Annotated in this window: 22 protein-coding genes; 16 read left to right on the top strand and 6 right to left on the bottom strand. The window is 57.7% G+C overall.

From position 1 onward, the window contains the following. Nucleotides 1-30: 30 nt before the first annotated feature. Nucleotides 31-1,398, bottom strand: coding sequence for a nucleotide sugar dehydrogenase (locus GSQ81_RS12800; protein ID WP_158911107.1), 1,368 nt, complete (start codon nt 1,396-1,398; stop codon nt 31-33). A gap of 380 nt (nt 1,399-1,778) precedes the next feature. On the opposite strand from GSQ81_RS12800, the gene GSQ81_RS12805 reads away from it, so the two are divergent. Continuing rightward, on the top strand, nt 1,779-2,750 hold the full coding sequence (locus GSQ81_RS12805; RefSeq protein ID WP_158911108.1) for an SDR family oxidoreductase: 972 nt from the start codon (nt 1,779-1,781) through the stop codon (nt 2,748-2,750). Between the two features lie 144 nt (nt 2,751-2,894). Here GSQ81_RS12805 and GSQ81_RS12810 read toward each other — a convergent pair whose 3' ends face one another. Next, entirely contained in the window at nt 2,895-3,548 is a 654-nt protein-coding gene (locus GSQ81_RS12810; protein ID WP_158911109.1) for a PEP-CTERM sorting domain-containing protein, read from the bottom strand. A 397-nt stretch (nt 3,549-3,945) separates the two neighbouring features. Here GSQ81_RS12810 and GSQ81_RS12815 point away from each other — a divergent pair, with 397 nt between their 5' ends. The 5 genes from GSQ81_RS12815 (at nt 3,946) to GSQ81_RS12835 (ending at nt 8,612) form a co-directional block, all read left to right on the top strand. Further along, nucleotides 3,946-4,827: a hypothetical protein gene (locus GSQ81_RS12815; protein WP_158911110.1), complete on the top strand. Its 882-nt coding sequence runs from the start codon at nt 3,946-3,948 to the stop codon at nt 4,825-4,827. A 127-nt stretch (nt 4,828-4,954) separates the two neighbouring features. Next, the gene (locus GSQ81_RS12820; RefSeq protein ID WP_158911111.1) at nt 4,955-6,016 is read left to right on the top strand and encodes a type III polyketide synthase; all 1,062 of its coding nucleotides are present in this window, start codon (nt 4,955-4,957) and stop codon (nt 6,014-6,016) included. A 228-nt stretch (nt 6,017-6,244) separates the two neighbouring features. Further along, nucleotides 6,245-6,508, top strand: coding sequence for an acyl carrier protein (locus GSQ81_RS12825; protein WP_158911112.1), 264 nt, complete (start codon nt 6,245-6,247; stop codon nt 6,506-6,508). A 27-nt stretch (nt 6,509-6,535) separates the two neighbouring features. Next, nucleotides 6,536-7,756 (top strand): beta-ketoacyl synthase, encoded by a 1,221-nt coding sequence (locus tag GSQ81_RS12830; protein ID WP_158911113.1) that lies wholly within the window; start codon nt 6,536-6,538, stop codon nt 7,754-7,756. A 37-nt stretch (nt 7,757-7,793) separates the two neighbouring features. Continuing rightward, a complete protein-coding gene (locus GSQ81_RS12835; RefSeq protein WP_158911114.1) occupies nt 7,794-8,612 on the top strand; it encodes a glycosyltransferase family 2 protein in 819 nt (272 codons plus the stop codon). Nucleotides 8,613-8,644: 32 nt separating this feature from the next. On the opposite strand, the gene GSQ81_RS12840 is transcribed toward GSQ81_RS12835, so the two are convergent. Next, a complete protein-coding gene (locus GSQ81_RS12840; RefSeq protein WP_158911115.1) occupies nt 8,645-8,983 on the bottom strand; it encodes a hypothetical protein in 339 nt (112 codons plus the stop codon). Nucleotides 8,984-9,287: 304 nt separating this feature from the next. Here GSQ81_RS12840 and GSQ81_RS12845 point away from each other — a divergent pair, with 304 nt between their 5' ends. Continuing rightward, complete coding sequence (locus tag GSQ81_RS12845) at nt 9,288-9,977, top strand: RNA polymerase sigma factor (protein WP_158911116.1); 690 nt, start codon at nt 9,288-9,290, stop codon at nt 9,975-9,977. A gap of 2 nt (nt 9,978-9,979) precedes the next feature. On the opposite strand, the gene GSQ81_RS12850 is transcribed toward GSQ81_RS12845, so the two are convergent. Beyond that, on the bottom strand, nt 9,980-11,794 hold the full coding sequence (locus GSQ81_RS12850; RefSeq protein ID WP_254060166.1) for a mechanosensitive ion channel domain-containing protein: 1,815 nt from the start codon (nt 11,792-11,794) through the stop codon (nt 9,980-9,982). A gap of 99 nt (nt 11,795-11,893) precedes the next feature. Between GSQ81_RS12850 and glmS the strand changes: the two genes are divergently transcribed. Continuing rightward, the gene (gene glmS / locus GSQ81_RS12855; protein WP_158911118.1) at nt 11,894-13,762 is read left to right on the top strand and encodes a glutamine--fructose-6-phosphate transaminase (isomerizing); all 1,869 of its coding nucleotides are present in this window, start codon (nt 11,894-11,896) and stop codon (nt 13,760-13,762) included. A gap of 201 nt (nt 13,763-13,963) precedes the next feature. Beyond that, nucleotides 13,964-14,581: a methyltransferase domain-containing protein gene (locus GSQ81_RS12860; protein WP_158911119.1), complete on the top strand. Its 618-nt coding sequence runs from the start codon at nt 13,964-13,966 to the stop codon at nt 14,579-14,581. Between the two features lie 298 nt (nt 14,582-14,879). On the opposite strand, the gene GSQ81_RS12865 is transcribed toward GSQ81_RS12860, so the two are convergent. Next, complete coding sequence (locus tag GSQ81_RS12865) at nt 14,880-15,764, bottom strand: aldo/keto reductase family oxidoreductase (protein WP_158911120.1); 885 nt, start codon at nt 15,762-15,764, stop codon at nt 14,880-14,882. Nucleotides 15,765-15,876: 112 nt separating this feature from the next. On the opposite strand from GSQ81_RS12865, the gene GSQ81_RS12870 reads away from it, so the two are divergent. The 4 genes from GSQ81_RS12870 to GSQ81_RS12885 all read left to right on the top strand — a co-directional run bounded on the left by GSQ81_RS12870 (nt 15,877) and on the right by GSQ81_RS12885 (nt 21,359). After that, nucleotides 15,877-16,524, top strand: a complete 648-nt coding sequence (locus tag GSQ81_RS12870; RefSeq protein ID WP_158911121.1) for a TetR/AcrR family transcriptional regulator — start codon at nt 15,877-15,879, stop codon at nt 16,522-16,524. A 229-nt stretch (nt 16,525-16,753) separates the two neighbouring features. After that, nucleotides 16,754-20,269: a TonB-dependent receptor gene (locus tag GSQ81_RS12875; RefSeq protein ID WP_254060167.1), complete on the top strand. Its 3,516-nt coding sequence runs from the start codon at nt 16,754-16,756 to the stop codon at nt 20,267-20,269. Between the two features lie 305 nt (nt 20,270-20,574). After that, nucleotides 20,575-20,754: a hypothetical protein gene (locus tag GSQ81_RS12880; RefSeq protein ID WP_158911122.1), complete on the top strand. Its 180-nt coding sequence runs from the start codon at nt 20,575-20,577 to the stop codon at nt 20,752-20,754. A 113-nt stretch (nt 20,755-20,867) separates the two neighbouring features. Further along, entirely contained in the window at nt 20,868-21,359 is a 492-nt protein-coding gene (locus tag GSQ81_RS12885; RefSeq protein WP_158911123.1) for a hypothetical protein, read from the top strand. A 34-nt stretch (nt 21,360-21,393) separates the two neighbouring features. Here the strand turns inward: GSQ81_RS12885 and GSQ81_RS12890 are convergent, their stop codons facing one another. Then, nucleotides 21,394-22,680 carry an amino acid deaminase gene (locus GSQ81_RS12890; protein ID WP_158911124.1) on the bottom strand — a complete coding sequence of 429 codons (1,287 nt, stop codon included), beginning with the start codon at nt 22,678-22,680 and terminating at the stop codon, nt 21,394-21,396. An 89-nt stretch (nt 22,681-22,769) separates the two neighbouring features. Here GSQ81_RS12890 and GSQ81_RS12895 point away from each other — a divergent pair, with 89 nt between their 5' ends. The 3 genes from GSQ81_RS12895 (at nt 22,770) to GSQ81_RS12905 (ending at nt 26,057) form a co-directional block, all read left to right on the top strand. Beyond that, nucleotides 22,770-24,218, top strand: a complete 1,449-nt coding sequence (locus GSQ81_RS12895; RefSeq protein WP_158911125.1) for an amidohydrolase family protein — start codon at nt 22,770-22,772, stop codon at nt 24,216-24,218. A 31-nt stretch (nt 24,219-24,249) separates the two neighbouring features. Then, complete coding sequence (locus tag GSQ81_RS12900; protein ID WP_216846427.1) at nt 24,250-24,642, top strand: RidA family protein; 393 nt, start codon at nt 24,250-24,252, stop codon at nt 24,640-24,642. Nucleotides 24,643-24,707: 65 nt separating this feature from the next. Further along, on the top strand, nt 24,708-26,057 hold the full coding sequence (locus GSQ81_RS12905; protein WP_158911126.1) for a GntP family permease: 1,350 nt from the start codon (nt 24,708-24,710) through the stop codon (nt 26,055-26,057). The last annotated feature ends 46 nt before the right edge of the window (nt 26,058-26,103 follow it).

The raw sequence follows: 26,103 nt of genomic DNA on the forward strand, positions 1-26,103 counted from the left end.
GTCCCCGCTCTTTTCAGTTCAAATCTGCGTCTAGCAACGAACGACCTTGGGAGAACGAATCCCCTTCGTAGCATTGCGCGAATCTACTACGAGCTTAGACTGGCTGACAATCTCCTCATAGTTGTAATCGGAGTGGTCCGTCACGATCAGAACGCAGTCGTATTGCTCCAGATTGTCGAGCGGCGTGCAGGTCATATTGAGGTTGTAGTGCCGCCCTCTGCCTACGGTCGGGAAGTAGGGATCGTTATAGAGCACCTCAGCTCCCTCCTCGCGCAGCAACTCGATAATCGTTAGCGATGGAGACTCGCGAAGATCGTCGATATTCTTCTTGTAAGCCATCCCCAACATCAAAATCTTCGCGCCGTTGACAGCCTTCTTCTGCTGATTCAGAGCCTTGCCCACTGCGTTGACCACATGCGCGGGCATTGCCTCGTTGACCTCTCCGGCCAACTCGATGAATCGCGTATTGAAGTCATATTCCTTGGCCTTCCAGCTCAAATAGAACGGGTCGATCGGAATGCAATGGCCGCCAAGGCCGGGTCCTGGATAGAAGGGGTGAAAGCCGAAAGGCTTCGTCGCCGCAGCATCGATCACCTCCCAGATGTCCACACCCATCTTGAGCGAAAGCAGCTTTAATTCATTCACCAACGCAATATTCACGCAGCGATAGATGTTCTCCAATAGCTTCGTCATCTCGGCCACGCGCGTCGACGAGACCTGCACTGCCCGCGTAAAGATGCCCTCATACAAAGTCGCGGCCAGTGTTGTGGCAATCTCTTCGTGGCCGCCGACCACCTTGGGAATGTCGCGCCGCGCCACAGTATCGTTGCCCGGATCTTCGCGCTCCGGCGAAAAAGCCACATAGAAGACGCCATGTTCTGCCGCCGACCCTTCGCTCTGGACCTTCAATCCCTTAGTGTTGCCAGCCTCAAGAACCGGAATCATCAACTCTTCCGTCGTCCCGGGATAGGTTGTGCTCTCAAGCACAACAAGCTGTCCTTCGCGGACCCACGGGGCAGCAGCCTTGGCCGTATTTTCAACGTAGCTCAGGTCCGGCTCGCGATGCTCTGTCAGTGGCGTAGGAACGCACATGAGGATGGCATCCATATCCGACAGTTGAGAAAAATTCGTAGTTGCCGTGAACCCATGCGAACGCGCGCTTTGAATCTCATTGGCCGGGATGCGGAAGATGTACGAGCGACCGGCTTCAAGGTCCGTCACCTTCTTTTCATCGATGTCGAAGCCCGTGACCTTAAATCCAGCCTCGGCAAACAGCAGCGAAAGTGGTAGGCCAACATAGCCGAGCCCAATGACTCCAATTTTGGCGGTGCGGCTCTTCAAGCGATCAAAGCGTTCCTGGGCAATCTGAGGAAGAACAACGGGGCTCTTGGTCAACATATATCTGAATTATCGCATTGGCTTCTGAAAATCCGCATCTTTCCTTCAACTTCGCGGCGAGCCTCTGACTTCCTGCAAATTCAGGTTATTTCGCCCTTCCCTGAGAGGGTGAGTCATGCGCTTTGTCGACGTAAAAGCCGCGAACGCAGGAATAGATCGCAAAAATATCAGATAATGGGTTGTTCGTTTGCCACGTTGTCTGGTGCGAAGCGCCGTTTCTCCCCACGCCCTATGAACCGCACAAAAGTTGCATGGACTCACAGAAACGAAATTGACAAACTGACAGTTCCCAGCGTGCCGCAATAGCAATGATTGATTTGCGGATATCTCCGCTCCGATAAACTTTGACTACGCCCAGTGACGTCCCTGGTGGAGGATAGATGGCCCGTTATTTGATTACAGGAATTGCAGGTTTTATTGGTTCAACCCTGGCCCACGCCCTTGTCGACCAAGGACACGAGGTTCGCGGCATCGACAACCTCTCAACAGGAAACCTCGAAAACCTGGCCGACATAAAGCATCAGATCTCCTTTCAAGAGACGGACCTGCAGGATGTTGCCGGCGTGAAATCCGCCTGCGAAGGCATTGATTTTATTCTTCATCAGGGCGCGCTCGCCTCGGTGCCCCGTTCGGTCAAAGATCCAGTCTCTTCGCACGAATCCAACATCAACGGAACGCTCAATCTTCTGGTTGCTGCCAAAGATGCCCGGGTGCGCCGCATCGTCTACGCGGCATCGTCCTCAGCCTATGGCGACCAGCCCACGCAGCCCAAGCAGGAAGACATGCTGCCTCGTCCGCTGTCTCCGTACGCCGTCCAGAAGCTGACCTGCGAGTACTACATCCAGTCCTTCTACCGCGCCTATGGGCTCGAAGGCGTCTGCCTGCGCTACTTCAATATCTTCGGACCGCGCCAGGCCGCCGACTCGCCTTACTCCGGCGTCATCGCGCAGTTCACCTACAAGATGATGGCCGGGCAGGCCCCGACCATCTTCGGGGATGGGCTCACCAGCCGCGACTTCAACTACGTCGACAACGCCGTCAGCGCCAACCTGCTGGCCTGCACTGCACCCAGCGAAGTCGCCACCGGAAGGGTCTTCAACATCGGCACCGGCAAGAGCCACACCCTCAACGAGGTCTACGCCACCATCGCCGAACATCTCGGCTTTACCGCCAAACCCATCTACGGCCCACCCCGCGAAGGCGACATCCAGCACTCGCTGGCGGATATCAGCCGTGCCACCGCTGAGTTGGGCTATAGCCCCAAGGCTCACTTTCACGAGGGCCTGAAGAAGACCGTGGCTTGGTATCTGGAAGAGAAACAGAAGAACGAAGCCCCTGCCCTCAAAGGCTAGATGCGTCCGTATCCATTGCGATCACAATAGACCTGTCGGGGAAAAGAAAATAGCCGCCAGAAGAATCTGGCGGCTATAAACCTTTGCCTCCTGGCTTCATAAAAAGTCGCTCCCGGCAACCTCCTGTAAAGCCAGGTTACAAAGTTACGAACGCATCTTGCGCATCAAGGCTCCGGCAGAACCGATCAGGCCGGTTCCAAGAAGAATCAGCGAGTTTGGCTCCGGAACGCTCGAAATTGAACCACTAAAATCCACTCCTTCGGCGCTCCCATTGGTCTGGTGAACGTCAAACGTCAAGGTATTCAAGCCAGTCAGAAAGTCTCCGCTGGGAAGTGTGACCAGAAGAGGTGAAATGCAATTCGGCTGCAAGGTTTGGCAGGTGGAGTTCGCTCCGCCAGCAAAATCCTGAACCAGATTGCCGTTAAGATAGACATCGGTTGTATCGTCGGCCAATACCCAAATCGAACCGGCGTATGAGCTATTCCCTAGAGTGAACGTCGAAGTGAAGGTGTAGGTTCCGTTTGCTTCAACGTTGCCGCCACCGGGATAATTTCCCGGATCCTGGGAAACCCAGCTTGAAAGGTTAGATCCACTGCCTACGGCAGCCGTCCACACCCCTCCATCACCAATGTTGTATGTACTGCCGCCCGCAATCTGCAACGCGCTGTTTGCGTTTCCAGTCACAGTAATGCCGTTTGTATTTTGGCCATAACTTCCCAGTTGAAGGGTGTCAGCCGACGCGAAGGCGGTAGTAAGTATGAGCACCGCCCCCAAAGCAGAAAATTTCAAAAACTTCATGTAGTTCTCCTGATTCAGCAATCTATGGGCCGTTATAAGAAGCGCCGCAATAAACGGATCTTCGAGATCACCTGCAGGCCCTCGACCCCCATACATCCGTGCCAGGAGTTCTAGTGCAGGTCTCTTGACTTCTCTAAAAGCATCTGAACCACCAAAGCAAAGTCGCTATAAATCAATTAGATAGCTCGACCTATCCACATCGGATACGCAAAAAATTGCATATAAAATAGGAACAAAAGTTGCAATCGTATTGTCACTGCGTCATTTACAGCGATATTCATTCAAATCTTCCTGCTATCTGCTCACCCAGGCATCGTCCACTCATCACGCATCTCACATCAGAGCTAGGATCGGGCTATAGGACCGACTCAATTCAAGGGATCAGGCAAACCAGAAAATGTCAGTAAACGTTGCGACAAATATCTCAAGCTCTCACTCGACCAGGCCCCGACACCTCATTCCACTGGCCCTGCTTTTCCTTCTTTTGGCGATGAGCCCCTTCGCCTCGGCCTTCAGCCCGCTGCTCACAGGCTCCGCGCTCGATGACGGTTATTACGACATGTATAACCTCGACTTTCCGGCCGCCCACCAGAAGTTCCAGCAGTGGATGTCCGCCCATCCTCAGGACCCCATGGGTCCAGCCTCCGACGCAGCGGCGTGGCTCTTCGGAGAGTTCGACCGTCTCCACATCATCGACGTCCAACTCTTTGCCGACCAGAGCCGTTTCGACAACCGGCAGCGCCTCACTCCCGACCCTAACGTTCGCAAGTCGTTCGATGACCGCGCCGCGCAGGCCGAGCGGCTCGCCGACGCAGCTCTTCAGCGCAATCCCAAAGACACCAACGCTCTCTACGTCAAGACCGTCATCTGCGGTATGCAGTCCGACTATGCCCTCATGATCGACAAGCGCGATATCGCCGCCCTGAACCTCAGCAAGCAGGCCAGCGCCTATTCCCGGCAAGCCCTTGCCATCAACCCCACGCTCTACGACGCCTACCTCGCCACCGGGGTCGAAAACTACATGCTCAGCCTCAAATCGGCGCCCGTCCGCTGGATTCTCAACCTCACCGGCGCCAACACAGACCGGGAAGAAGGCATCCGGCTGCTTCGCCTCACCGCCGCCAAGGGCCACTATCTCGCGCCCTTCGCCCGCATGATGCTCGCCGTCGCCGCCCTGCGGGACAATCGCCCGCAAGAGGCCAAAGACATCCTCATCGCTCTTTCGAAAGAGTTTCCCCAGAACACTCTCTACCAGCGCGAACTGGCCAGACTTCACTGATTTCTCCGCCAACCGTCCAAATGCGCGACTCGAATCCATCTCTGCGTGTAGGCTGAATGCATCGTTTGCAACCAGCCACCGCGCAGCACAGCAGTTTACTCAGGCAACAATAAAGGTCCTTATCAGCATGCGTATCTCGTCCGTCGGCACGGCTTACCCTCCCCATCGCTACTCCCAGGCAGCAATCACAGAAGCACTCAGAAACCGATGGCAGGACCGGATGGAAGAGCCCCGGCTGATCAACCGTCTCCATGCCAACTGCGGCGTCGAGTTCCGCAACCTCGTCTTTCCGCTTGAGGTCTACGAGAACCTCTCCGGCTTCGGCCCCACCAACAACGCCTGGATCAAAGCTGCCGTCGAGTTGGGCCAGCAAGCCATCACCACCGCCCTCGATCGCGTCGGCCTCACCCCGGCGGATATCTCCGCCATTTTCTTCGCCTCGGTGACGGGCATCGCCAGCCCCACCATCGATGCCCGCCTCATCAACCTGATGCCCTTCCCCACCAGCGTCAAGCGCACTCCTATCTTCGGCCTCGGCTGTGTCGCCGGAGCGGCCGGCATCTCCCGCGCCTCCGACTACGTCCGCGCCTTCCCCGACCAGTACGCTCTGCTGCTCTCGGTCGAGCTCTGCTCCCTCACCTGGCAGGACAACGATCAGTCCATCGCCAACCTCATTTCGACCGGCCTCTTCGGAGACGGCTCTGCCGCCGTCGTCATCTCAGGCTCTGAGACCGCACTCGCCAAGGAAGGCTGCGGCCCACGCGTCCTCGACACCCGTTCCACCTTCTACCGCAACACCGAGCACATCATGGGCTGGGACATCGGCGATCTCGGCTTCAAGATCGTCCTCTCCCCCGACGTCCCCAAGGTCGTCAACGAGCATCTCCGCGGCAACGTGGAGAGCTTCCTCGCCGACAACAACCTCACCCTTGGTGACATCTCCAGCTATATCTTCCACAGCGGCGGCCCCAAGGTGCTCGAAGCGATGGAGACCTCCTTGAACCTGCCTCCCAACGCTCTCGCTCCCTCCTGGAAGAGCCTCCGCGAAGTGGGCAACCTCTCTGCCGCCTCGGTCCTCGCCGTCATGGAGGATTATCTCGTCAACACCCCTGGCAAGGCTGGCACCTACAGCATCCTCGCCGCCATGGGACCGGCCTTCTGCTCCGAACTTGTCCTGCTCCAGTGGTAGGTCTTCATTCCTCCTGTTTTTCTCGACCAGGAATAAAGATCGGGTGCCCTGTCCTTCGCGCTTTTTGCGAAGGACAGGGAGGTATATCCCGCCCGGCAGCATCTCGGTTGCAGTTGCTCGTTCTTGCTACCCCAACCTTTTCGCTCACACTACAACGCAGGCTGCCTTTACACTGACAAAGGCATCCCTGTAAGTTGAAGTAGCACCAAGAGGAAGCTGGGTAGAACTATGGACGACATCGCACAGCGCTGCATTGAGATCATCGCAAAGTCGAAGAGCATTCCCGCGGACTCAATCACCTTGGACAGCACCTTCGACTCCCTCAATATTGACTCCCTCGACAAGATCAACATCTCTTTCGAGGTCGAAGAGGCCTTTTCCATCGAGATCCCCGACGAAGCCCTCGGCACCATCAAGACCGTCGGCGACATGGTGCGCGGCGTCAGCGAACTCCGTGTGAACCATCCCACCGCTGCCGTTACCACACCCTAGCCGCGGCTGCCGCGAGGAAGAGATCAAGTGAATCGCGTTGTAGTTACCGGCCTCGGCTGTGTCACCCCCATCGGCAGCACCGTCGAAGACTTCCGCACCGCTCTCTTCTCCGGCCAGACCGGCATCGCCCCCTTCCCCGACTTCCCCGAAGCCCCCGGCGAAACCCAGGGTCTCCGCTTCACCCAGTCGGCCCGCGTCAAGGATTTCGACCCCCGCCAGCATCTCGAATCGGGCGTCGTCGTCTCCACCGACCGCACCACCCAGTTCGCCATCGTCGCCGCCCGTCAGGCCGCGAAACATAGCAATCTCCTCCAGCATCATGCTCCCGATAACGTCGCCATCATCGTAGGTTGCGCCTGCGGAGGCCGTCAGGCCGAAGAGACCGAAACCGCCAAGCTCTACACCCGCGATGCCCGTGTGCATCCGCTCACCGTCACCCGCACCATGGCCTCCGCCGGAGCCAGCCACATCTCCATCGATCTCGGCATCACCGGCCCTGTCCTCAATATCTCCACGGCCTGCTCCTCGGGGACCCATGCCATTGGCCTCGCCTTCCAGATGGTCCGCGCCGGTATGGTCTCGGCAGCCATCACCGGCGGCCACGAAGCTCCGCTCACCTTCGGCTTCCTGCGCGCGTGGGACTCCATGCGCGTCGTCTCCCCCACCCAGTGCCGTCCTTTCTCCGCCGACCGCGATGGCATGACCCTCGGCGAAGGCAGCGCCATGCTCGTGCTTGAAACCCTCGAGTCGGCGCAGGCCCGCAACGCCACCATCTACGCCGAGATCGTCGGCTTTGGCAGCTCAGCCGACGCCCATCACATCACCCAGCCAGCCCCCGAAGGTGCAGCCGCCGCCATGCGAAAGGCATTGAGCGACGCCAACGCTTCACTTGACGAGGTCAACTATATTAACGCTCACGGCACCGGAACCCAGGCAAATGACGCCACCGAAGCCGCCGCTATCCACCAGCTCTTCGGCCCCCGCGCCTCGCAGATCCCCGTCAGCTCCACCAAGGCTCTCCACGGCCACTCCATCGGAGCCACCGGAGCCATCGAAGCAATGGCCACGATCCTCTCCCTCCACCACGGCAAGCTCCCCGCCAACGCCGGTGTCACCCAGATCGACCCATCCATCAAGCTCGATGTCATCCTCAACGCCCCTCGCGAAGCCAGCGCCCAACTGGCGCTCTCCAACTCCCTGGCCTTCGGCGGCCTCAACGCCGTTCTCGCCATCCGCTCCCATTCCTGAACAAATGCATCGGGCATTCGGGCGATAATACCCCCAGATGATCTCAATCCTCATCCTTACCCGCAACGAACAGCGCGACCTGCCCGGTTGCCTCGCCTCCGTCGCCTGGTCCGACGATATCCACGTCTTCGACTCCTTCTCGACCGACGACACCGTCTCCATCGCCCAGGCTGCCGGAGCCCACCTCCACCAGCGCACCTTCGACGACTACGCCACCCATCGCAACGCCGCTCTCGCCACCGTTCCTTTCAAGCATCCCTGGGTCTTCCTGCTCGACGCCGACGAGCGCCCCACCCCCGAGCTCTCCCACGAGATGCAGCAGATCGTTCTGGTCGCCCCCGCCGAAATCTCAGGCTTCCGCCTCCGCCGCCGCGACTTCCTCTTTGGCACCTGGCTCAAGCACGCGCAGATCTCGCCCTTCTATATCCGGCTCGTCCGGCCCGAACGCAGCCGCTACACCCGTGCCATCAATGAGGTCATCGAGGTCGAGGGCACCATCGCCGATCTCAGCTATCCGTTCGACCACTATCCATTTTCAAAGGGGTTCGCCCACTGGCTCAATAAGCATAATCTCTACTCCACCATGGAGGCAGAGCTCATCCACCGCCAACAAGGGTTGCAGAATCCATCCTGGAAGACCGCGCTCCGCGACCCCGACTTTCACACCCGCCGCCTGCATCAGAAAGCGATCTTCTATCGCCTTCCCGGTCGCCCCATCGTCAAGTGGATTTATATGATGTTCGTGCGCAGAGCTATCCTTGACGGGGTCGCCGGCCTCACCTATGCGACCCTGCAATCCATCTATGAGTATTTTATTGTGCTGAAGACAAAGGAGTTGCAGCGCGGCGGAGCCTGACGCCCTGCCGCGACGATGCAATCGGCCGAAGCTTACAGCAGCTTGACGGAGTCGACCTTCAGCACATCGCCATCGACATCGCCCTTGACGTTTACCCGAAGATGATCTGCTTCCTTCGATTTATGCAACTGCTTGATAATCTTGGCATTACCGGCAGCATCAAACTTCAAAAATTGTTTGTCTTCGGTGACAATGCCGAATCCGCTCTTCTCGCACTTCAAAGCGCAGTCGCGCGTGTGCGCATCAGCGGTATCGGCGACTTTGCTCGAACAGCTCACGTCGACAACTGAGACGTTCTCGAATGACTTTGGAGCGGCAAATGCCGGGGTTGCCAGCAGGCCGACAGCAAGTAGGGAAACAAGCGCTTTCATGGTGTTCTCCAATTCGTGTTGAATTTCACTCATTACATGTTGCTACAAAACTATGGCAGTTCAACAATACTCTCGTTGCCTACCTCTCGGCCATAGGCCTCGCGCACTGTCGAAAGCTGCGAGAGCGCAAATGCGCCGACGGCGATCTCAAGGTGGCGGACTGCAACCTCACGCGCAAAAGACTTCCTGAGATGACCTCCGGTTACAGTCTTCCATGAAGAAAGCCATAAAACAGGACACGAAGGCGCATCCTTGTAACCACTCGAACCCTGCGCACTCTATTAATAAGTAAGAAGAGCAGGTTATGGAGAAGATCGAAATTCTGGAAGTATCGAAGACGTTGACCGACGAAGAGGTAATAGACCGCGTTCGCGCCGGAGACCTCGCCATGTATGAGGTCATCATGCGCCGCTACAATCAACGGCTCTATCGCATCGCCCGCGCCATTCTGCACGACGATGGCGAAGCCGAAGATGTCATGCAGGACGCCTATGTTCGTGCCTACACTCATCTTGAACAATTTGCAGGCCGATCAGCATTCTCCACCTGGCTGAGCCGCATCGCCGTCCACGAGGCGTTGACCCGCCTGCGCTCGCGCAACCGGCATCCGCAGGTAGATGTCACCGACTATGACGGAGAGATATCGATGAAGACGCCCAGCAATTTGCTCGACCCGGAAATGAATGCCTCGACCGACCAGCTACGAGAGTTTTTGGAAGAGGCCGTTCTGAACCTTCCAGAGAACTATCGAACCGTCATCATGCTGCGCGATATCGAAGAACTCAGCACAGCCGAGACCGCCCAGGCGCTCGACCTGACCGAAGAAAACGTCAAGATACGGTTGCATCGCGGCCACGGCATGATGCGCAACTGGCTCTTCGAGCGCGTTGGGCCAGCGGCAAAGGAAGCCTTCCCTTTCATGGGTGTTCGTTGCGACCGCGTTGTACAGAAAGTCTTCGACCGGCTCACAAAGCTCGCTGACGCCCACCCATAAAGCTAAGACTTTGACTCTGCAGGAAGCGCCGTCTTCTCCTCCGTCTTGTGCAAAAGGTTGATGACAGACTGGTACAGGCGGTTCCTCATCTCAAACCGATTGCCTGCCTGCGTCACATAGCGCACAAGAATATCGATCCCTGATCCGGCCGGACGCATCTCCACCGATGGGGTCGCAGAGAACAGACTCAGATTCGTTTGCTTCGTCGCCCGCTGCCACTCCCGCTCCGCCTCCTGTCCCCCCTGCTTCGTCTCCTTTAGCACCACCTCGTGGATCTCATCGATCATCTTGAAAGTGTCTTCACCCGCCGGCACATTCAAGCTGATCTCATCCCACATCCACTGCCCTGTCGTCGAGAAGTTAAGGAATTGTCCCGTGATGGCATATTTATTGAGGAACGTCACTCGACGGCCAGTGGGATGCCCCTTGTCGCTCCAGTTTCCCGTCTCCAGCAGTGAGGTTCGGAACACCCCAATCTCAATCACCTCACCGGCCATGCCATTAATTTCTACCCAGTCTCCCACGCGAATGCCGTTCTTCCCCATCAACACAAACCATCCGAAGAACGCGAGAATGAAGTCCTGAAACACCACCGTCAACCCAGCCGTGGCCAGTCCCAGGATCGTTGGCGTCTGGCTCGGCGTTCCAAAGATCACCAACAGCACCAGCACTAGCGTCACAAACTGAATTGCCAGGTGCGCAATCATCCGTAGCGTATGCAGGCTGCGCTGCTCCATCTTTGACCGGTCGAGCATCATCCGTACCAGCGCGCCCAGCAACGCAGCACACAGCAGTAGAAAGGCAATCACGGCAAACGACTGAAAAAGCAGATGAGTCACAATGCTGTGCTGCAACTCCACCTGCGCCAGCCACTGGTCATAAACGCCAGAAAGCTGCTGCTGCGTCTGTAACCTGTCATCCAGAATCGAATGGACCTGCGCGATGGCATGCATCTTTCCCATCCGCGCGACGCGGCCTCTCACCGCTGCCTCGGCATCTGTGGGCGTCCCCGTACCGCTTGGCGAAGCTACTACCCCCGCCTCAGCCGCACTCGCCTTCTTTTCGATCTCCGCGTGCTGTGCAGTCAGCGCCACGACATCGGCATCCGCCTCCGCCTTTGCCTGGCTGATCAAGTCCATCCTGCTGCGCTGATCGAACCACGATTTCATCCGCCCATACAACGTTCCATGCTGCTTCGCCGAAGCAACTGCCGTCGGCGCGCCGCTATCCGCCTGCTCGTCGAACTTCTTCATCGACGCTTCTCGCGCTGTCAACTCCTGCTGAATCGCTCCCCGCTTGTCTCCGCTTACCCTGGCGAGATCGTCCGTGGCGTCCCCGAGCTCGTCGTTGTCCAGCGTCAACTGCGCCTTCGCCGCATCCAGTTCGTCCGACTGCACCGTGCCATCCGGAGCCTTGGGCAGCTTCGCCGTCGCCGCGGTCACGCGGTCCACCGTCGCCTGGTCCTCCTTCACCGTCTCCTTCAAGACGGCAACCTTCTGCGAAAGCGCCAGCGCATCCCCCTTCAGCACCGGAGGCTGCAACGCCGCCATCCGCAGCGCCTGCGCAAATGCCTGATCGACCTCATGGTCTGCCAGTCGCTCCGCATTCCGCGCCAGCCGCTTCTCTTCCACCGAAGTCGCCAACGAAGCCAACGCCTGCGCCGTCTGCCATGGCCTCTGATCGACGAGCGTATCCGCCGAAGCCCCACGTTTCCCTCGCAGGAACGGCAGATTCGCCATCGAGCCCCGAGTCAGGTAGCTCGCGATCAACAGCACAACTAATGCCGCTGCCGGCACCACAATCAGAAGTTTCCGCATTTCCTTCATCTCTACCACCCTATATGTTTGATGCTCTCCCACAAAAGTCCCACAAATTCATCTGACACAAAATCACCCCCCACCATCTACACTCAGTTCATGTGCGGAATTGTTGGTTATATCGGTCCCCAGCCCGTCGTCCCCGTCATCATTGAAGGCCTGCGCCGCCTCGAATACCGCGGCTACGACTCCGCCGGCATCGCCGTAGCAGGCAATTCCACCGGCTTGGAGTTGCGCCGCGCGCCCGGCAAGCTCCGCAACCTCGAAGCCGTCATCGCCGATAACCCCATCCACGGCACCTTCGGCATTGGCCACACCCGCTGGGCCACCCACGGCCGTCCGACGGAAGAAAACGCGCACCCCCACCGCGACTGCACCAAGACCCTCGTCGTCGTCCACAACGGCATCGTCGAAAACTATCTCGCCCTCAAAAAACAGCTCACCGCAGCCGGGCACACCTTCGTCACCGAGACCGACACCGAGATCATCGCCCACCTCATCGAAGAAGAGATCAAGCAGGCCCCCGGCATCGTCCTTGAAGAAGCCGTACGCCGCACCGTCCACCGCCTCACCGGGGCCTTCGCCATCGGCGTCCTCTCCGCCAACGAGCCCAACAAGCTCGTCGCCGCCCGCATGGGCCCGCCCGCCGTCATCGGCATCGGCGAGGGCGAATACTTCCTCGCCTCCGACGTCCCCGGCATCCTCCACCACACCCGCAACATCCACTTCCTTCAGGATGGCGAGCTCGCCGTCCTCACCACCACCGGCGTCACTCTCACCGACTTCGAAGCTAAGCCTCTGCCATTAAAAGTCCAGCGCATCACCTGGGATCCCATCATGGCCGAAAAGGCTGGCTACAAGCACTTCATGCTCAAAGAAATCAACGAGCAGCCCCGCGCCATCCGCGACACCACCCTCGGCCGCGTCTCCTTCGACACCGGCAAAGTCTTTCTCAACGAGATGCAGATCACCGACGAAGACTTCCGCACCGCCAGCCAGATCACCATCGCCGCCTGCGGGACGTCATGGCATGCGGGGCTCGCCGGAAAATTCATGATCGAGCGCCTGGCTAGACTCCCCGTCGACGTCGACTACGCCAGTGAGTACCGCTACCGCGACCCCATCGCCGACCCGCACGCCATCGGCCTGCTCATCACCCAGTCCGGCGAGACCGCCGACACCATCGCCGCCCAGCGCGAGCTCATCGCCAAGGGCAGCAAGACCCTCGCCATCTGCAACGTCGTCGGTGCAGCCGTCACCCGCGAAGCCCAGGGGACGATTACGACCAACGCAGGCCCCGAGATCGGCGTCGCTTCCACCAAGGCCTTCACCGCCCAGCTCACCGCCCTCTTCATCCTCGCGCTGCACCTCGCGCAGGTTCGCGGAACCATCACCGACGCCGAATCCCTCCACCTCGTCACCGAGCTATCCAAGGTTCCCGGCAAGATCGAAGACATTCTGCGCTCAGTCGACGACCAGTGCTTCCAGCTCGCCAAGATCTTCCACACCGCCAACGACTTCCTCTTCCTCGGCCGCGGCATCCACTACCCCATCGCCCTCGAAGGCGCGCTCAAGCTCAAGGAAATCTCCTACATCCACGCCGAAGGCTACCCCGCAGGCGAGATGAAGCACGGCCCCAACGCCCTCATCGACGAGACCCTCCCCGTAGTCTGCATCGCGACCAAAGATCCGGATGACCCCAGTAGCGTCCTGAAGTACGAAAAAACCCTGAGCAACATTCAGGAAGTAACCGCCCGCAGCGGCCGCGTCATCGCAATCGCGATCGAAGGCGACGAAGAGATCAAGCACCTGGTAGAACACACCATCCAAATCCCCCAGGCCCCCGAACTCCTCCTCCCCATCCTGGAAGTAGTCCCGCTCCAACTCCTCGCCTACCACATCGCCGTAAGAAGAGGCTGCGATGTGGACCAACCGAGAAATCTCGCCAAATCCGTCACTGTGGAGTAAATTTGCTTCGACCGTTCGAAGTCTCAAAACCGGCATCTCAGTTTTAAATGTTCTAGGTTGAGGCAAAAAATGAACCTGAAGCAAGAAATCAAACCATTTGTTCCAAAGCCACTCCTGGCGTTGCGCCAGAAGCGTTTAGACAAAAATAACGCCCTCCAACTTGCCGAGTCCATCCGGCCTCTACACTCGAGAACCTGTCCCGTGTGCAGCTATCACGGATTGTTCACACACTTCGGACGTCCGCCCCGCATCGATGCCCTCTGTCCCTCCTGCGGCTCGCTGGAGCGGCACAGATTATTCTGGCTCTGGTTCAGCAAGGACAAGAACGCCCTGAAAGAGCCGGTACTGCACTTCGCGCCAGAGAAACTACTGGAGCAGAATTTCAGAAAGCTATACGGAAAATATTCAACCGCGGACCTGTTCAAGGAAGCCGACTTGAAGTTGAATATCGAAAAGATCGACTTACCCTCGGGCAGCTTCAACACCGTAGTGTGTAACCACGTTCTGGAACACGTCTCCGACAAGCAGGCTCTCGCAGAGATCTTCCGAATCCTATCGGCAGAGGGCAACCTGGTAGTCTCTGTGCCGATCGTTGAGGGCTGGGAGCATACCTACGAAAACGACAGCATCCAGAACCCTCTTTTGAGAGAGCTGCACTTTGGCCAATCCGATCACGTCCGATACTACGGGCGCGATTTTAGAAGCAGATTGAAGGCTGCCGGCTTCGAAAAGATTGAAGAAGTAACCGCCCAGGGACAGGATGTTATGGAGTACGGGCTATTGCGCGGCGAAAAGTTCTTCGTGTGTAGTAAAGGGTAAGTCGGGCACCCAATCATGCAGTCTCACACAGGGTTGGGCAACGCCGGGTACCCCATCCTTCGCGGTATTTTGCGAAGGGTGGGAATGTAAACTGCTCGTACCGCCATGCCCACCGGCCTCAAACGGGGTCCCCGCGAGCTTCGCTCGTGGGGTGTTCAAACGCTACCAGCAATCCAAACACTTCCACTTCATCACCTTCAGTTGCTACAAGCGTCAGCCCTTCCTCCAAACCGCCGCAGCAAAAGACACCGTCCTACAAATCCTCGAACAGAACTGGCAGGTATCCGAACGCTCCCTCTCACGACTTCGAATCCTCGCCGATTGCGTCGAGGCTGGCGGTGATTTCAGGAGGCAGTTGTATCGTTGCGGCGTTGAGATTCTCACGAAGATGTTGGGTCGAAGATGTCCCGGGGATCAACAGGATGTTGGGCGAGCGCTGAAGAAGCCACGCAAGCGCAACCTGCATTGGCGTGCTCTCGAGTGATGCCGCTGCCGTTTCGAGCGCCGACGACTGCAAGGGAGTAAACCCGCCCAGCGGGAAGAACGGCACATAAGCTATGCCTTGGGCTGCGAGATCGTCGATGAAGACATCATCGGTCCGGTGAGCGACGTTGTAGAGGTTCTGCACGCAGACGATCTCCGAAATTTTCCGCCCCTCGGCAAACTGCTCAGGACTGACGTTGCTCAGGCCGAGATGACGAATGAGACCCTGCTGCTTGAGTTCCGCGAGCACGGTCAGAGGCTCTTCGATGGATCCTTCCGCTGGCCCCATCACTCCTCCAACGCGCAGGTTGACGACATCGAGCGCGTCGAGTCCGAGGTTTCGGAGATTATCGTGAACGCCATCGATCAACTCCTGGCGCGAAAGAGCGTGAATCCATGACTTGTCCTCGCCGCGTCGAGCGCCCAGCTTGGTGACGATCACGAGGCCATCCACATAAGGATGGAGCGCCTGCTTGATGATCTGATTGGTCACATGGGGGCCATAGAAGTCGCTGGTATCGATATGGTTCACGCCCGCGGCGACAGCTTCTCGCAGAACAGCGACCGCAGCGTCGGCGTCGCGGGGCGGTCCCCACACCTGCGGACCGGCAAGCTGCATCGCGCCATAGCCCATGCGGTTCACGGTCATTAATGTGTTTGGGAAGGTGAAGGTGCCGCCGAGGATTGTCGGTGTGGTCATTTATTGTTTCTCCTGGTCTATGCAAATCGTGGCTTGTTCAAACTTCAAATGTTGCTCGCCAATCTGGCTGCTTGTGGTTAGATGAAGAAAGCTTCACCTTAGGAGTTCGCATTTGCCTCCACACTCCCCAGTGCTCTTACAACCCCGTAAATTGCCGGTTCAAGCGCGTTCCGCTGCAAGCGTGTGCGCCATTCTCGAAGCGACCATTCAGGTTTTGCTCAACGCGGGAAAAGAACGGCTGACCACGACAAAGGTGGCGATGCGAGCCGGTGTGTCTGTCGGAACCTTGTATCAGTACTTTCCGAACAAGAGCGCGCTCCTACAAGCGGCCTTGAGGCGTCACATGGACGAGGTGACAGAGGCAGTGGAACGAGTCTGCAGGGAACAGAAGGGCAACACGCTCCAGCAGATGGCGACTGCTCTCATCACCGCATTCCTTACTGCCAAAATGAGGGATGCGAAGACGAGCGTCGCTTTGTATTCGATCAGTTCCGATGTGGACGGCGCAAAGATCGTGCAACAGGTGGGAGTGCAATGCAACAAGGCGATTGTTGGGATGCTGAAGACCGCCTCCGAACCGCTCGACAGAGACCCTCAACTGGTAGCTTCGATGCTGCAGGGTGCAATGGTTGGAGTCAGCCGAAGATTGCTCGAATCCAGCGCCCCCGAGAAACAGTTCGACACGTTACGTCTGGAGCTCATCTTCTTTGCCTGCGCGTACCTGGAAGCCTGCTCTGCGTGGTCGTCAATTTCCCAATAATCCTTTCGCCTGAAGGATGGTATTCAAATCGCCATTTTGTTTCGGTTGCGATTTACAGCGGACATTTCACCATAAACATCTGATAAATAAATGCTTCGTTAATCTCAACCTGCTAAAAAGTTATCGGTAACTTCTTTATTGACCATGCCCAGAGCCCGGCGTAGTGTGGTGTCCGTCTCGAGGGAAGATAAGTCACCGGCAATCAAAACTTATGGAGGCAGGAGATTCAATGCTGATTGATAGAAGTTGGGGATGTTCTCACGATGAGGTTCACGGAAACGGACGTAAATCTGGTGTTCGAGTTGCCGGATGGATTTATCTGGCCCTAGCGCTGTTGTTAATGTTTCCAGGATTGAGCGCCTTCGCTCAATATGAGAACGGAAGTCTCGTCGGAACCATCCATGATGCAAGCGGAGCAGAAGTCGCAGGTGCGGTGGTTACGATCACCAATACTGCCACGGCAGCCACCTCGACAGTAACGACAAATGGCTCCGGCGATTATGATGCCCCTTCACTTCGCGTTGGTATCTACACGATCTCTGCAAAAGCTTCTGGCTTTGCCGATGCGATCGCGAAGAATATTACTGTTTCGGTTGGTGTGCGCGGGCGTATCGACCTGACACTGCAGGTTGGCAGCGCCCAGACTACGGTTGAGGTAAGCGACGTCGCGCTGCAGATTGAAACGGATTCAAGCCAGCGCGGCCAGACCATCACGCAATATCAGAGCGCCGCTCTTCCCCTGGTAAGCAGAAACTACTCCGACTTGCTGGGTTTGATCACTGGCTCCCGTCAGGCACCCACCGCCGCTACCACCAGCTCAGTCAACAGCCTGGTGCGCGCCGGAGCCTACAACATCAACGGCCAGCGCAGTATGTTCAACAACTTCCTGCTCGACGGCATGGATAACAACGCCTACGGCGAAAGCAACCAGGGCTTCGACAACCAGATCATCGCCGTTCCGCCCGACTCCATCGCCCAGTTCCAGGTCGTCACCAATAATGAGAGCGCGGAGTTCGGCCGTTCCTCCGGAGCCACCATCAATGCTGCGTCCGCAAGCGGAACCAACCGTTTTCATGCGACCCTCTATGAGTTCATCCGCAACACGGACCTTAATGCTGCGGGCTACTTCAAGCCGAGGACGGTCGGCAACACCGGCAACGTCATTCCCTTCCAGAAGCCGACCTTCAATCGCAACCAGTTCGGTATGAACGTCGGCGGCCCCATCCGCAAGGACAAGCTGTTCTTCTTCCTCGACTACGAAGGCTTCCGCCAGACGCTCAAGCCGCTGAGCGTATTTACCCTGCCGACACAGAATGAACTTAACGGCGTTCTTGTCGTTCCTGTAAAAAATCCGGTCACCGGTGCTATCTACCAGGCCAATACCGCGATTCCTTCCACGGCCATCAACCCTATCTCTCAGCAGATCATCGGCTATTTCAAGGGCATCCCCGGCCTGCCTACTACCGGTCTTCCGACAACAGGCCTGGCGACGAACGACTACTCGAAGCAGGTGCCCTTCACCGACAACTCCGACAAGGGCGACCTCCGCCTCGACTATCAGCAGAGCGCGAGCAGCTCCTGGTTCCTCCGCATCAGCGACCGCAAGGAAACCGGCGTCAACTATCCAGCGCTGCCATTGCCCCTCGACGGCCAGACCAACGGCACCATCCGCGTCCTCGACCAGCAGGTAGCGCTGGGCAACACGCATCTCTTCGGCTCTAACAAGATTCTCGATGTCCGCGTCGGACTCTCCAAGACCAAAGCGGGCAAGTTCAGCCTCTCCATCGGCAACAACGCCATCACCATTCCGGGCCTGCCCACCAACCCTGTTGTAGCGGGCGGTCTGCCCTCCACCAGCATCACTGGCTTTACTGCCTTTGGCCGTCAGAGCACCAACCCGCAGTGGCAGAATCCAGCCCTGCTGGATCCGAAGATCAACTTCACCTGGGTCAAGGGCAATCACTCGCTGAAATTCGGCTATGAGTATGAGCATGTCTGGATGGCCGTCAACGACAACAACCCGCTCTACGGCTCCTTCAGCTACGGCGGCGGCTATAGCCTCTGCACCGGCTGCGCGGGAGCGGCAAGTTCAGCCGTCACCGACAACTACTGGGCTGACTTTCTCTTCGGCAACACCAACAACTACTCGCTGGCGAACTACTTCGTCGCGCATCTCCGACAGACGCTCGACAGCGCCTATGCGCAGGATGACTGGAAGGTCAATCCCAAGCTGACGCTCAACCTCGGCCTTCGCTGGGAGTACGGCTCGCCTTACTCCGAGCAGAAGAAGTTCATCTCCAACTTCGATCCCACCACGCAGACCGTCCTCACCATTACCCCCGGAGCGGTGCAGGGCAACGGCATCACTCCCTACACCGGCGGCGGTGGCGTCTACGGCAACACGCTCGTCAATCCTGACCTCAACGACTTCGCCCCGCGCCTCGGCTTTGCCTACGCGGCGACATCGAAGATCGCAGTACGCGGCGGCTATGGCGTCAGCTACGTGCACTACACCCGCGCCGGTTCGGGCGACATTCTCGCCATCAACGCGCCGCAGGCCCAGTTCGCCTCGGTCACCCAGCCCACACCCAATACCACCAACCACTGCAGCCCGCTACCGAACCAGAACTGCTACGCGACGGTCGATCAGGGATTTCCCTCTAGCCTTGTGACCACCTTCAATCCAGCCACAGACAACATCACCTGGGTGCCGAAGAACACGCGCGACAGCTACGTGCAGAGCTATTTCCTCAGCGTGCAGCAGCAGGTCGCCAAGAACACGCTGCTCGACATCGCTTATGTCGGCAACCGCGGCCTCAAGCTGCAGGGCTTCCTCAACGGCAACCAACTGAATCCGTCTGTTATTACAAACGGCCACTTCACTCGCCCCTTCGGCAACTGGCCCAGCGATATCACCGAGGCGACGAACTCGTTTGTCTCCCGCTACGACGCTCTACAGGTTCGTTTCGAACAGCGCTTCGTGGCCGGGTTGACACTGCTCAACTCTTTTAGCTGGTCCAACTCGCTCGATAACGCCAGCGCCTCGCTCGAAGGCAACTCGCCTTCGCCGCAGGACGCCAACAACATCAAGGCCGACTACGGACAGTCCGATTACAACCTGCCTGTGGCTAACGTCACCAGCCTCGTCTACGAGGTGCCCGTTGGCCATGGCCGCCGCTTCCTCAGCCGCAGCAACGGCGCGGTCGATGCACTGATCGGCGGCTGGCAGATCAGCGGCATCAACACCATGCAGGCGGGTACGCCCTTCAACATCGGCTACTCGCCCAACTCCGCCAACGCCGTCTCTCCGCAGATCTCGGCAACCTATCGCGGAGCCAACGAGTACCGTCCTAATGTCGTCGCCGGGCAGCCGCTCATCAAGAAGACCAGGCTCTCGAGTGGCTACATCCAGTACCTCAACCTCGCTGCCTTCACCCTGCCCGCCACCCGTAGCGCGGACGGAACCACGCTGCTGAGCCCCTTCGGCAACGCCTCGCGCAACCCCGGCCGCACCCCGGCCTTCTACCAGACCGACCTCGCCCTCAACAAAAAGTTCAGCACTCCCATCGAGAGCCTCAAGGTCGAGTTCCGCGCAGAGAGCTATAACCTCTTCAACCACACCAACCTTTACCTGCCAGGCAGTGGCCTCGGCGGAACCCTCGGAGCCACACCCACCAGCGGAGGCCAGATCACCAGCACCTTCGAGCCACGCATCCTGCAGTTCGGCCTGAAGATCCTCTACTAATCTGTTCCGAAGCAAAAGTGCCAGCCACGAAAGCGGCTGGCACTTTTCTATGTCGCAAAGAAGAAGAATGTCTGTGTCTTCCGAAAGTCGCGAACGACAAAGAAATCGCGCAACTGAGCCAGGACACCTCTATTGACGATGTGGCGCAAACATCAAAGATAAATTACCGTCCGAGTAGCCTCCCCTATGACTGCACCCCGCCCGTGCCAAGTAAGCATCTAATAATATTTACCGACATCTGCGTCGTAAGAACTCTCGAACGGCTAAGGCTAACCTGGGTCCTCCAAAGTGATAGGCTTTTGCCTATGAGCGGCCCTACCCTGCAACAACGACTCGACATCCTGCTCGACCATCTCGCTGAAGCCGAACGAGAGTACGCTGCCGGAGTCCCCTACCCAGATCACGCCGGAGGCAACTGGCCTGACAAGATCGCTGGGATCAAGAAACGCATCGCCACCGTCCGCGAAATTATCGCCAACGAATAATGTTCTTGGCGCCGATCAATTCCAAGCGGCCTTTTGCTCCCTATCGCCATCAAACCAGCAATATTCGATTCGCTGGCCAACAGCCATGCGATCGAATGAGGAGCCCAACCCGGATGGCCAAAGACTGGATCGAAGACCTCGCACAGGACATTAAACAGAAGAACCACGAAGCCGCAGAAGACTACGGCAGACAGCAGCACAACGCAGGCATCATTGCCAATCTGGGCATGCCCTTCTTCACTACCCTCGCCTCGTGCCTTGAAGAGGACGTTGCAGAAATCAGGCGCCGGCTACAAGGCGACCTCACCTCCGCCGACACCACCATCCAGATCGTCAACATCAACGACATAAAACTCACCCGTGACCGTTTCCCTTGGTTCGACGCCCACGTCATCCATCAGGATGCTGACATCGTCCTCGACTACGCCAAAGACCGCGGCACCTCGGGCGACCTCAACCTCGACCGCAAGACCGTCCACTTTACCTTCAACGTTGCGGCAGATGACGCTTTCTCTATTCAGCAGTCCTTCAGCGACACACCCCGCAGCTTCCAAACCCCCGAAGAGCTGGCGAGACACATCATCGAGCTGCTCTTCCAGCCTTAGCCAACCACCAGAGCTTCAATACAAACAGCAGGACTCAGAAAAACGTCTGCACCACATCGACGACGTCGTAATCGCTATTCAACATCGGCAGGCATCGCCACTTGTCGAAGGTCAGGCACGGATGCGAGATGTCGAATCCGATCATGTCGCCTACGCGAATATCATCTCCCTCGGCAATCTGGAGATAGGCATGTTGGTCCATCATCTTGGTAAGCTCCCAACCTGCTGGAACCGCCGCGGGCGCGGCAGTTCCCGGCCGATAGCGCAGAACCGGCGTGGGAAGCCCAGCATCGAATGCGGCATCGCGCTTTCCAAGCGCCACAATCGCGCGCTCTTTTTCTGGAACGGACTGGACATAGGCCCAAAGTTGCAGCGCCGGTTGCAGGCTCGAATGCATTTGTTTTGCAATAGGATTGCGCTTCAGAATCTCCTGCTGCGCCTCGCGATAGATGCCGACATCGTGGGTCAGATAGCATCCGGGCCGCAACACCACATCGACGGAATCTCCCAACTCTGCCTTTGAAAAGACATCGGCAACTACGTCGTACCAGGCAGAACCCGCGCCCGTAAGCAAAATGCGCTGGCCGCCAAATCGTTTTTCCAGCGCAAGTTTACGCGTGATATCGACAGCGCGATGCAGAAAGTCACGAATCGAAGCCTCATCTTTCAGCACCCCTTCATAGATCTCCACTCCGCAAAGCACCAGTTGTTCACGCCAAGCATCAAGAGCATTTAAAACCGATTGCAGTTGCTCTGCATCGCGAACACCAGTTCGGCCGCCTTCCACTCCCAGTTCAATCAGCACCTGCAACCGTTGTCCCTTTGCGCGATAGAACCTGCCGAGCTGTTCTACCTGTTCCGCCGAATCAACGAGGCAGTAAAAATCGAAGGCTTCGTCTTCGAGCAGCCTCGAGATGATGGCCATATTCTGCTTGCCAACCAGTTGATTCGCCAGCAGGACACGGCGAACGCCGTGCTGATAGGCAACCGCTACCTGGTGCGCGGTTGCCAATGTGATTCCCCATGCACCGCCTTTCAGTTGCAGATCGAACAGTTTCGGAGCCATCGTCGTCTTACCGTGCGGCGCCAGCTTGACTCCATAAGTCGTGATGAATTGCTGCATCCAGTGCAGGTTGTGCAACAGCTTTTCCTGGTACAGAACAGCCGTCGGCAGACTCAGGTCCTCGCGCAGCAGATTCCATCCCAACTTCGCACTATCCTCCGGTGCAAGCGGATGCTCGAAGGCTCCGAGCCCTTTGTTCAGGGGCGTAATACGCGAATCAGATGTGGCAATTCCGGCCACAGCTTTTCTCTCTGTCATCGAACCGACCTCATAGAAATCACAGTATAGAGATAGCGACAATCGAGGTATTCTGACGCGCCACCGAATGTTTCCTGTAGAAAGATAGTATGCCTCTCTGCGACACGCTTATTCGCAACGCGCATATTATGGACGGGAGCGGTGGCGAACCCTGGGCCGGCGATGTCGCCATCGACGACGGCCATATCTGCGCCGTCGGGCAAATCCCGGAGTACAGCGCGCGGCAGGTCATAGACGGCAGCGGTCACATTCTAGCTCCCGGCTTTATCGATGTTCATACCCACGATGATACAAATGTGATCCGCACTCCGGAGATGTTGCCAAAGCTGTCGCAGGGAGTCACGACCGTGATCGTCGGCAACTGCGGCATCAGCGCTGCGCCCGTGCAACTTGCTGGTGCGCCCCCTGACCCGATGAACCTGTTAGGGACTGCGGATGTCTTCCGATATCCAACATTCAGTTCCTATGTAGCAGCAATCGAAGAGGCGCAGCCTGCGGTCAATGTAGCGGCACTCGTAGGCCACACATCTCTGCGCAACAATCACATGGATCGCCTTGACCGCGCCGCAACCGCGGCGGAGATCGAGCGGATGCGTGCGCAACTAAGCGAAGCTCTGGACGGCGGAGCACTGGGCCTGAGTTCCGGCCTCGCCTACTTGTCCGCCAATGCAGCTCCCACCGAAGAAGTTCTGGCATTGGCAGAACTGCTTGCGGCAGCCGGTGCGATTTACACCACGCATATGCGCACCGAAACCGAAGGAATCCTCGATGCGATGAGCGAGGCTTTCCATATCGGACATCAAAGCTCCGTGCCGGTCGTCATCTCTCATCTGAAGTGCGCAGGCATCGCCAACTGGGGCCGTAGCGGAGAAGTATTGCAAGCATTAGATAACGCCCGCGCCTCTCAGCCCGTTGGCTGCGACTGTTATCCCTATGCGGCTGGCTCAAGCACGCTTGATCTGCGTCAGGTTGATGTGCGTGTGGAGATCATGATCACATGGTGCGAACCGCATCCGGAGATGGCAGGACGAACGCTCGCGCAGATCGCCGCAAGCTGGAACGTCGAACAGATGGAAGCAGCGCGGCGCCTTCAACCTGCGGGCGCCATCTACCACAGCATCTCGGAAGAGGACATGCGGCGCATCCTCAGCCATCCTGCAACCATGATCGGCTCCGACGGCCTGCCGAACGATCCCCTGCCCCATCCCCGGCTATGGGGAACCTTTCCTCGCGTGCTGGGCCGTTACAGCCGCGAGCTGAAGCTGTTCCCCATGACGATGGCTATCCATAAAATGACAGGCATGCCGGCCGCACGATTTGGGCTGGCCGATCGCGGACTGATCAAGGAGGGCTATTGCGCTGATCTTGTACTCTTCAACCCGGAGACCGTGCAAGACACCGCCACATTTATAAAGCCGATCAGCCCGGCAGAAGGAATCGCTGCCGTCTGGGTCAATGGTGTGTTGTCCTATCAAGAGGGTAGGTCGACCGGCCAGCGAGGCGGCAAATTTCTGCCGCGCCAGTCACCACAGATTTAAGTATCAACTTACAGGAACAAAGGAGCAGACGATGAGCATTAAGCGATATGGCGTAGAAGGCGGCAAAGGAACCGGTGGCCAGCATCTGCCATTTTCCCGTGCAGTCGAGGCGAATGGTTGGTTATACGTCTCCGGCCAGGTTCCCATGGTCAACGGCGAAGTAGTCGTTGGAAATATTATCGTCCAGTCTCATCAGGCCATTCGCAATGTCTTGTCGATTTTGCAGGAGGCAGGCTACGGCCCGGAGCACATCGTACGCTGCGGCGTATGGCTGGACGACCCTCGTGATTTTCATTCTTTCAACGGAGTCTTCAGGGAATATTTTGGAGAGAATCCGCCAGCCCGCGCCTGCGTCGTTTCGAGCATGGTCGTCGATTGCAAGGTGGAGATTGAGTGCGTTGCTTATAAGGAACCCACAGCCTGACTCATCCGCCCTTAAACCACTTGTAGTTCTACTTTGATCAAAGGAAATTCGATGGCTCCAAGTCTATGATCGACCACCATGCAATGTTTCTGCTTATCTCGGCATCGGTTGCGGTCATTACGCTCATCCTGCTGATTGCTGTCTGCAAGCTGAACCCGTTTATCGTCCTCTTCCTTACCTCGCTTGGCCTGGCGATGGTCACAGGCATGCCGATGCATGCCATTGTGCAGTCCTTTGAAGCTGGGCTCAGCGGCACGATGGGGCACATCGCGATTGTGGTGGCGCTCGGCACCATGCTCGGCAAGATGATGGCGGAGTCCGGCGGTGCCGACCGCATCGCCTATACGCTGATTCGCCTCTTCGGAGAAAAACGCATCCACTGGGCCATGATGGTGATCGGCTTTGTGGTCGGCCTCCCGGTTTTCTTTGAAGTCGGCTTCGTTCTCCTCATCCCCATTGTGTTTACCGTGGCCCGGCGCACTCGCACCTCGCTCATTCTCGTCGGCCTCCCTCTCGTCGCCGGACTCTCCGTAGTCCACGGACTGGTACCGCCGCATCCCGCAGCGCTCGTCGCCGTGTCGATCTACAACGCCGACATGGGACGCACGATCTTCTATGCCCTGCTGGTCGCTATCCCCACCGTCGTGATCGCAGGGCCACTCTATGCGAAGTTCATCGCTCCCCGCGTCCACCTCGATCTGGACAACCCGATGGCTGCGGAGTTCGTCGATCATGGCGAAGAGCGCAGTCTCCCCAGCTTCGGCCTCACGCTGGCGACTATATTACTGCCAGTTGCCTTGATGTTGCTGGGCAGTTGGGCCGACACGCTATCGCATCCTAAAAGCGCACTCAACAGCGGATTGCATCTTCTGGGCAATGCCGACATCTCGCTTCTCGTCGGCGTTCTCGTAAGCTTCGTCACGCTCGGCAAGATGCGCGGTTTCAACCGCGATGCAATCCTTAAATTCTCCAATGAATGCCTCGCGCCCACGGCCACGATTACCTTGCTGGTCGGTGCCGGAGGAGGCTTCGGACGCATCCTGCAGGATAGCGGCGTCTCTCAGGCAATCGTCGAAGTTGCCCTCCACGCTCACGTGCCGATTCTTATCCTCGCCTGGACCGTAGCCGCCTTGATACGCCTCTCCACCGGTTCTGCCACCGTAGCCATGACCACAGCGGCAGGCATCGTAGCCCCGATTGCGATGCACACTCCGGGTGCACGGCCTGAGCTATTGGCAATCGCAACCGGCGCAGGCTCGCTCTTTTTCTCTCACGTCAACGATGGCGGCTTCTGGCTGGTCAAGGAGTACTTCAACATGAGCGTCGCCGACACGATCAAAACCTGGTCCGTCTGCGAAACCATCATCTCCATCGTTGCGCTATTGCTGACTCTGGCGCTATCGGTAACAACCTGATCTGCGCGCAAAATAAATTTGATCCATGAACAGAGGAGGAAAATAA

It is taken from the genome of Granulicella sp. L56, from assembly GCF_009765835.1.
In the GTDB taxonomy this organism is placed as follows: Bacteria; Acidobacteriota; Terriglobia; order Terriglobales; family Acidobacteriaceae; genus Edaphobacter.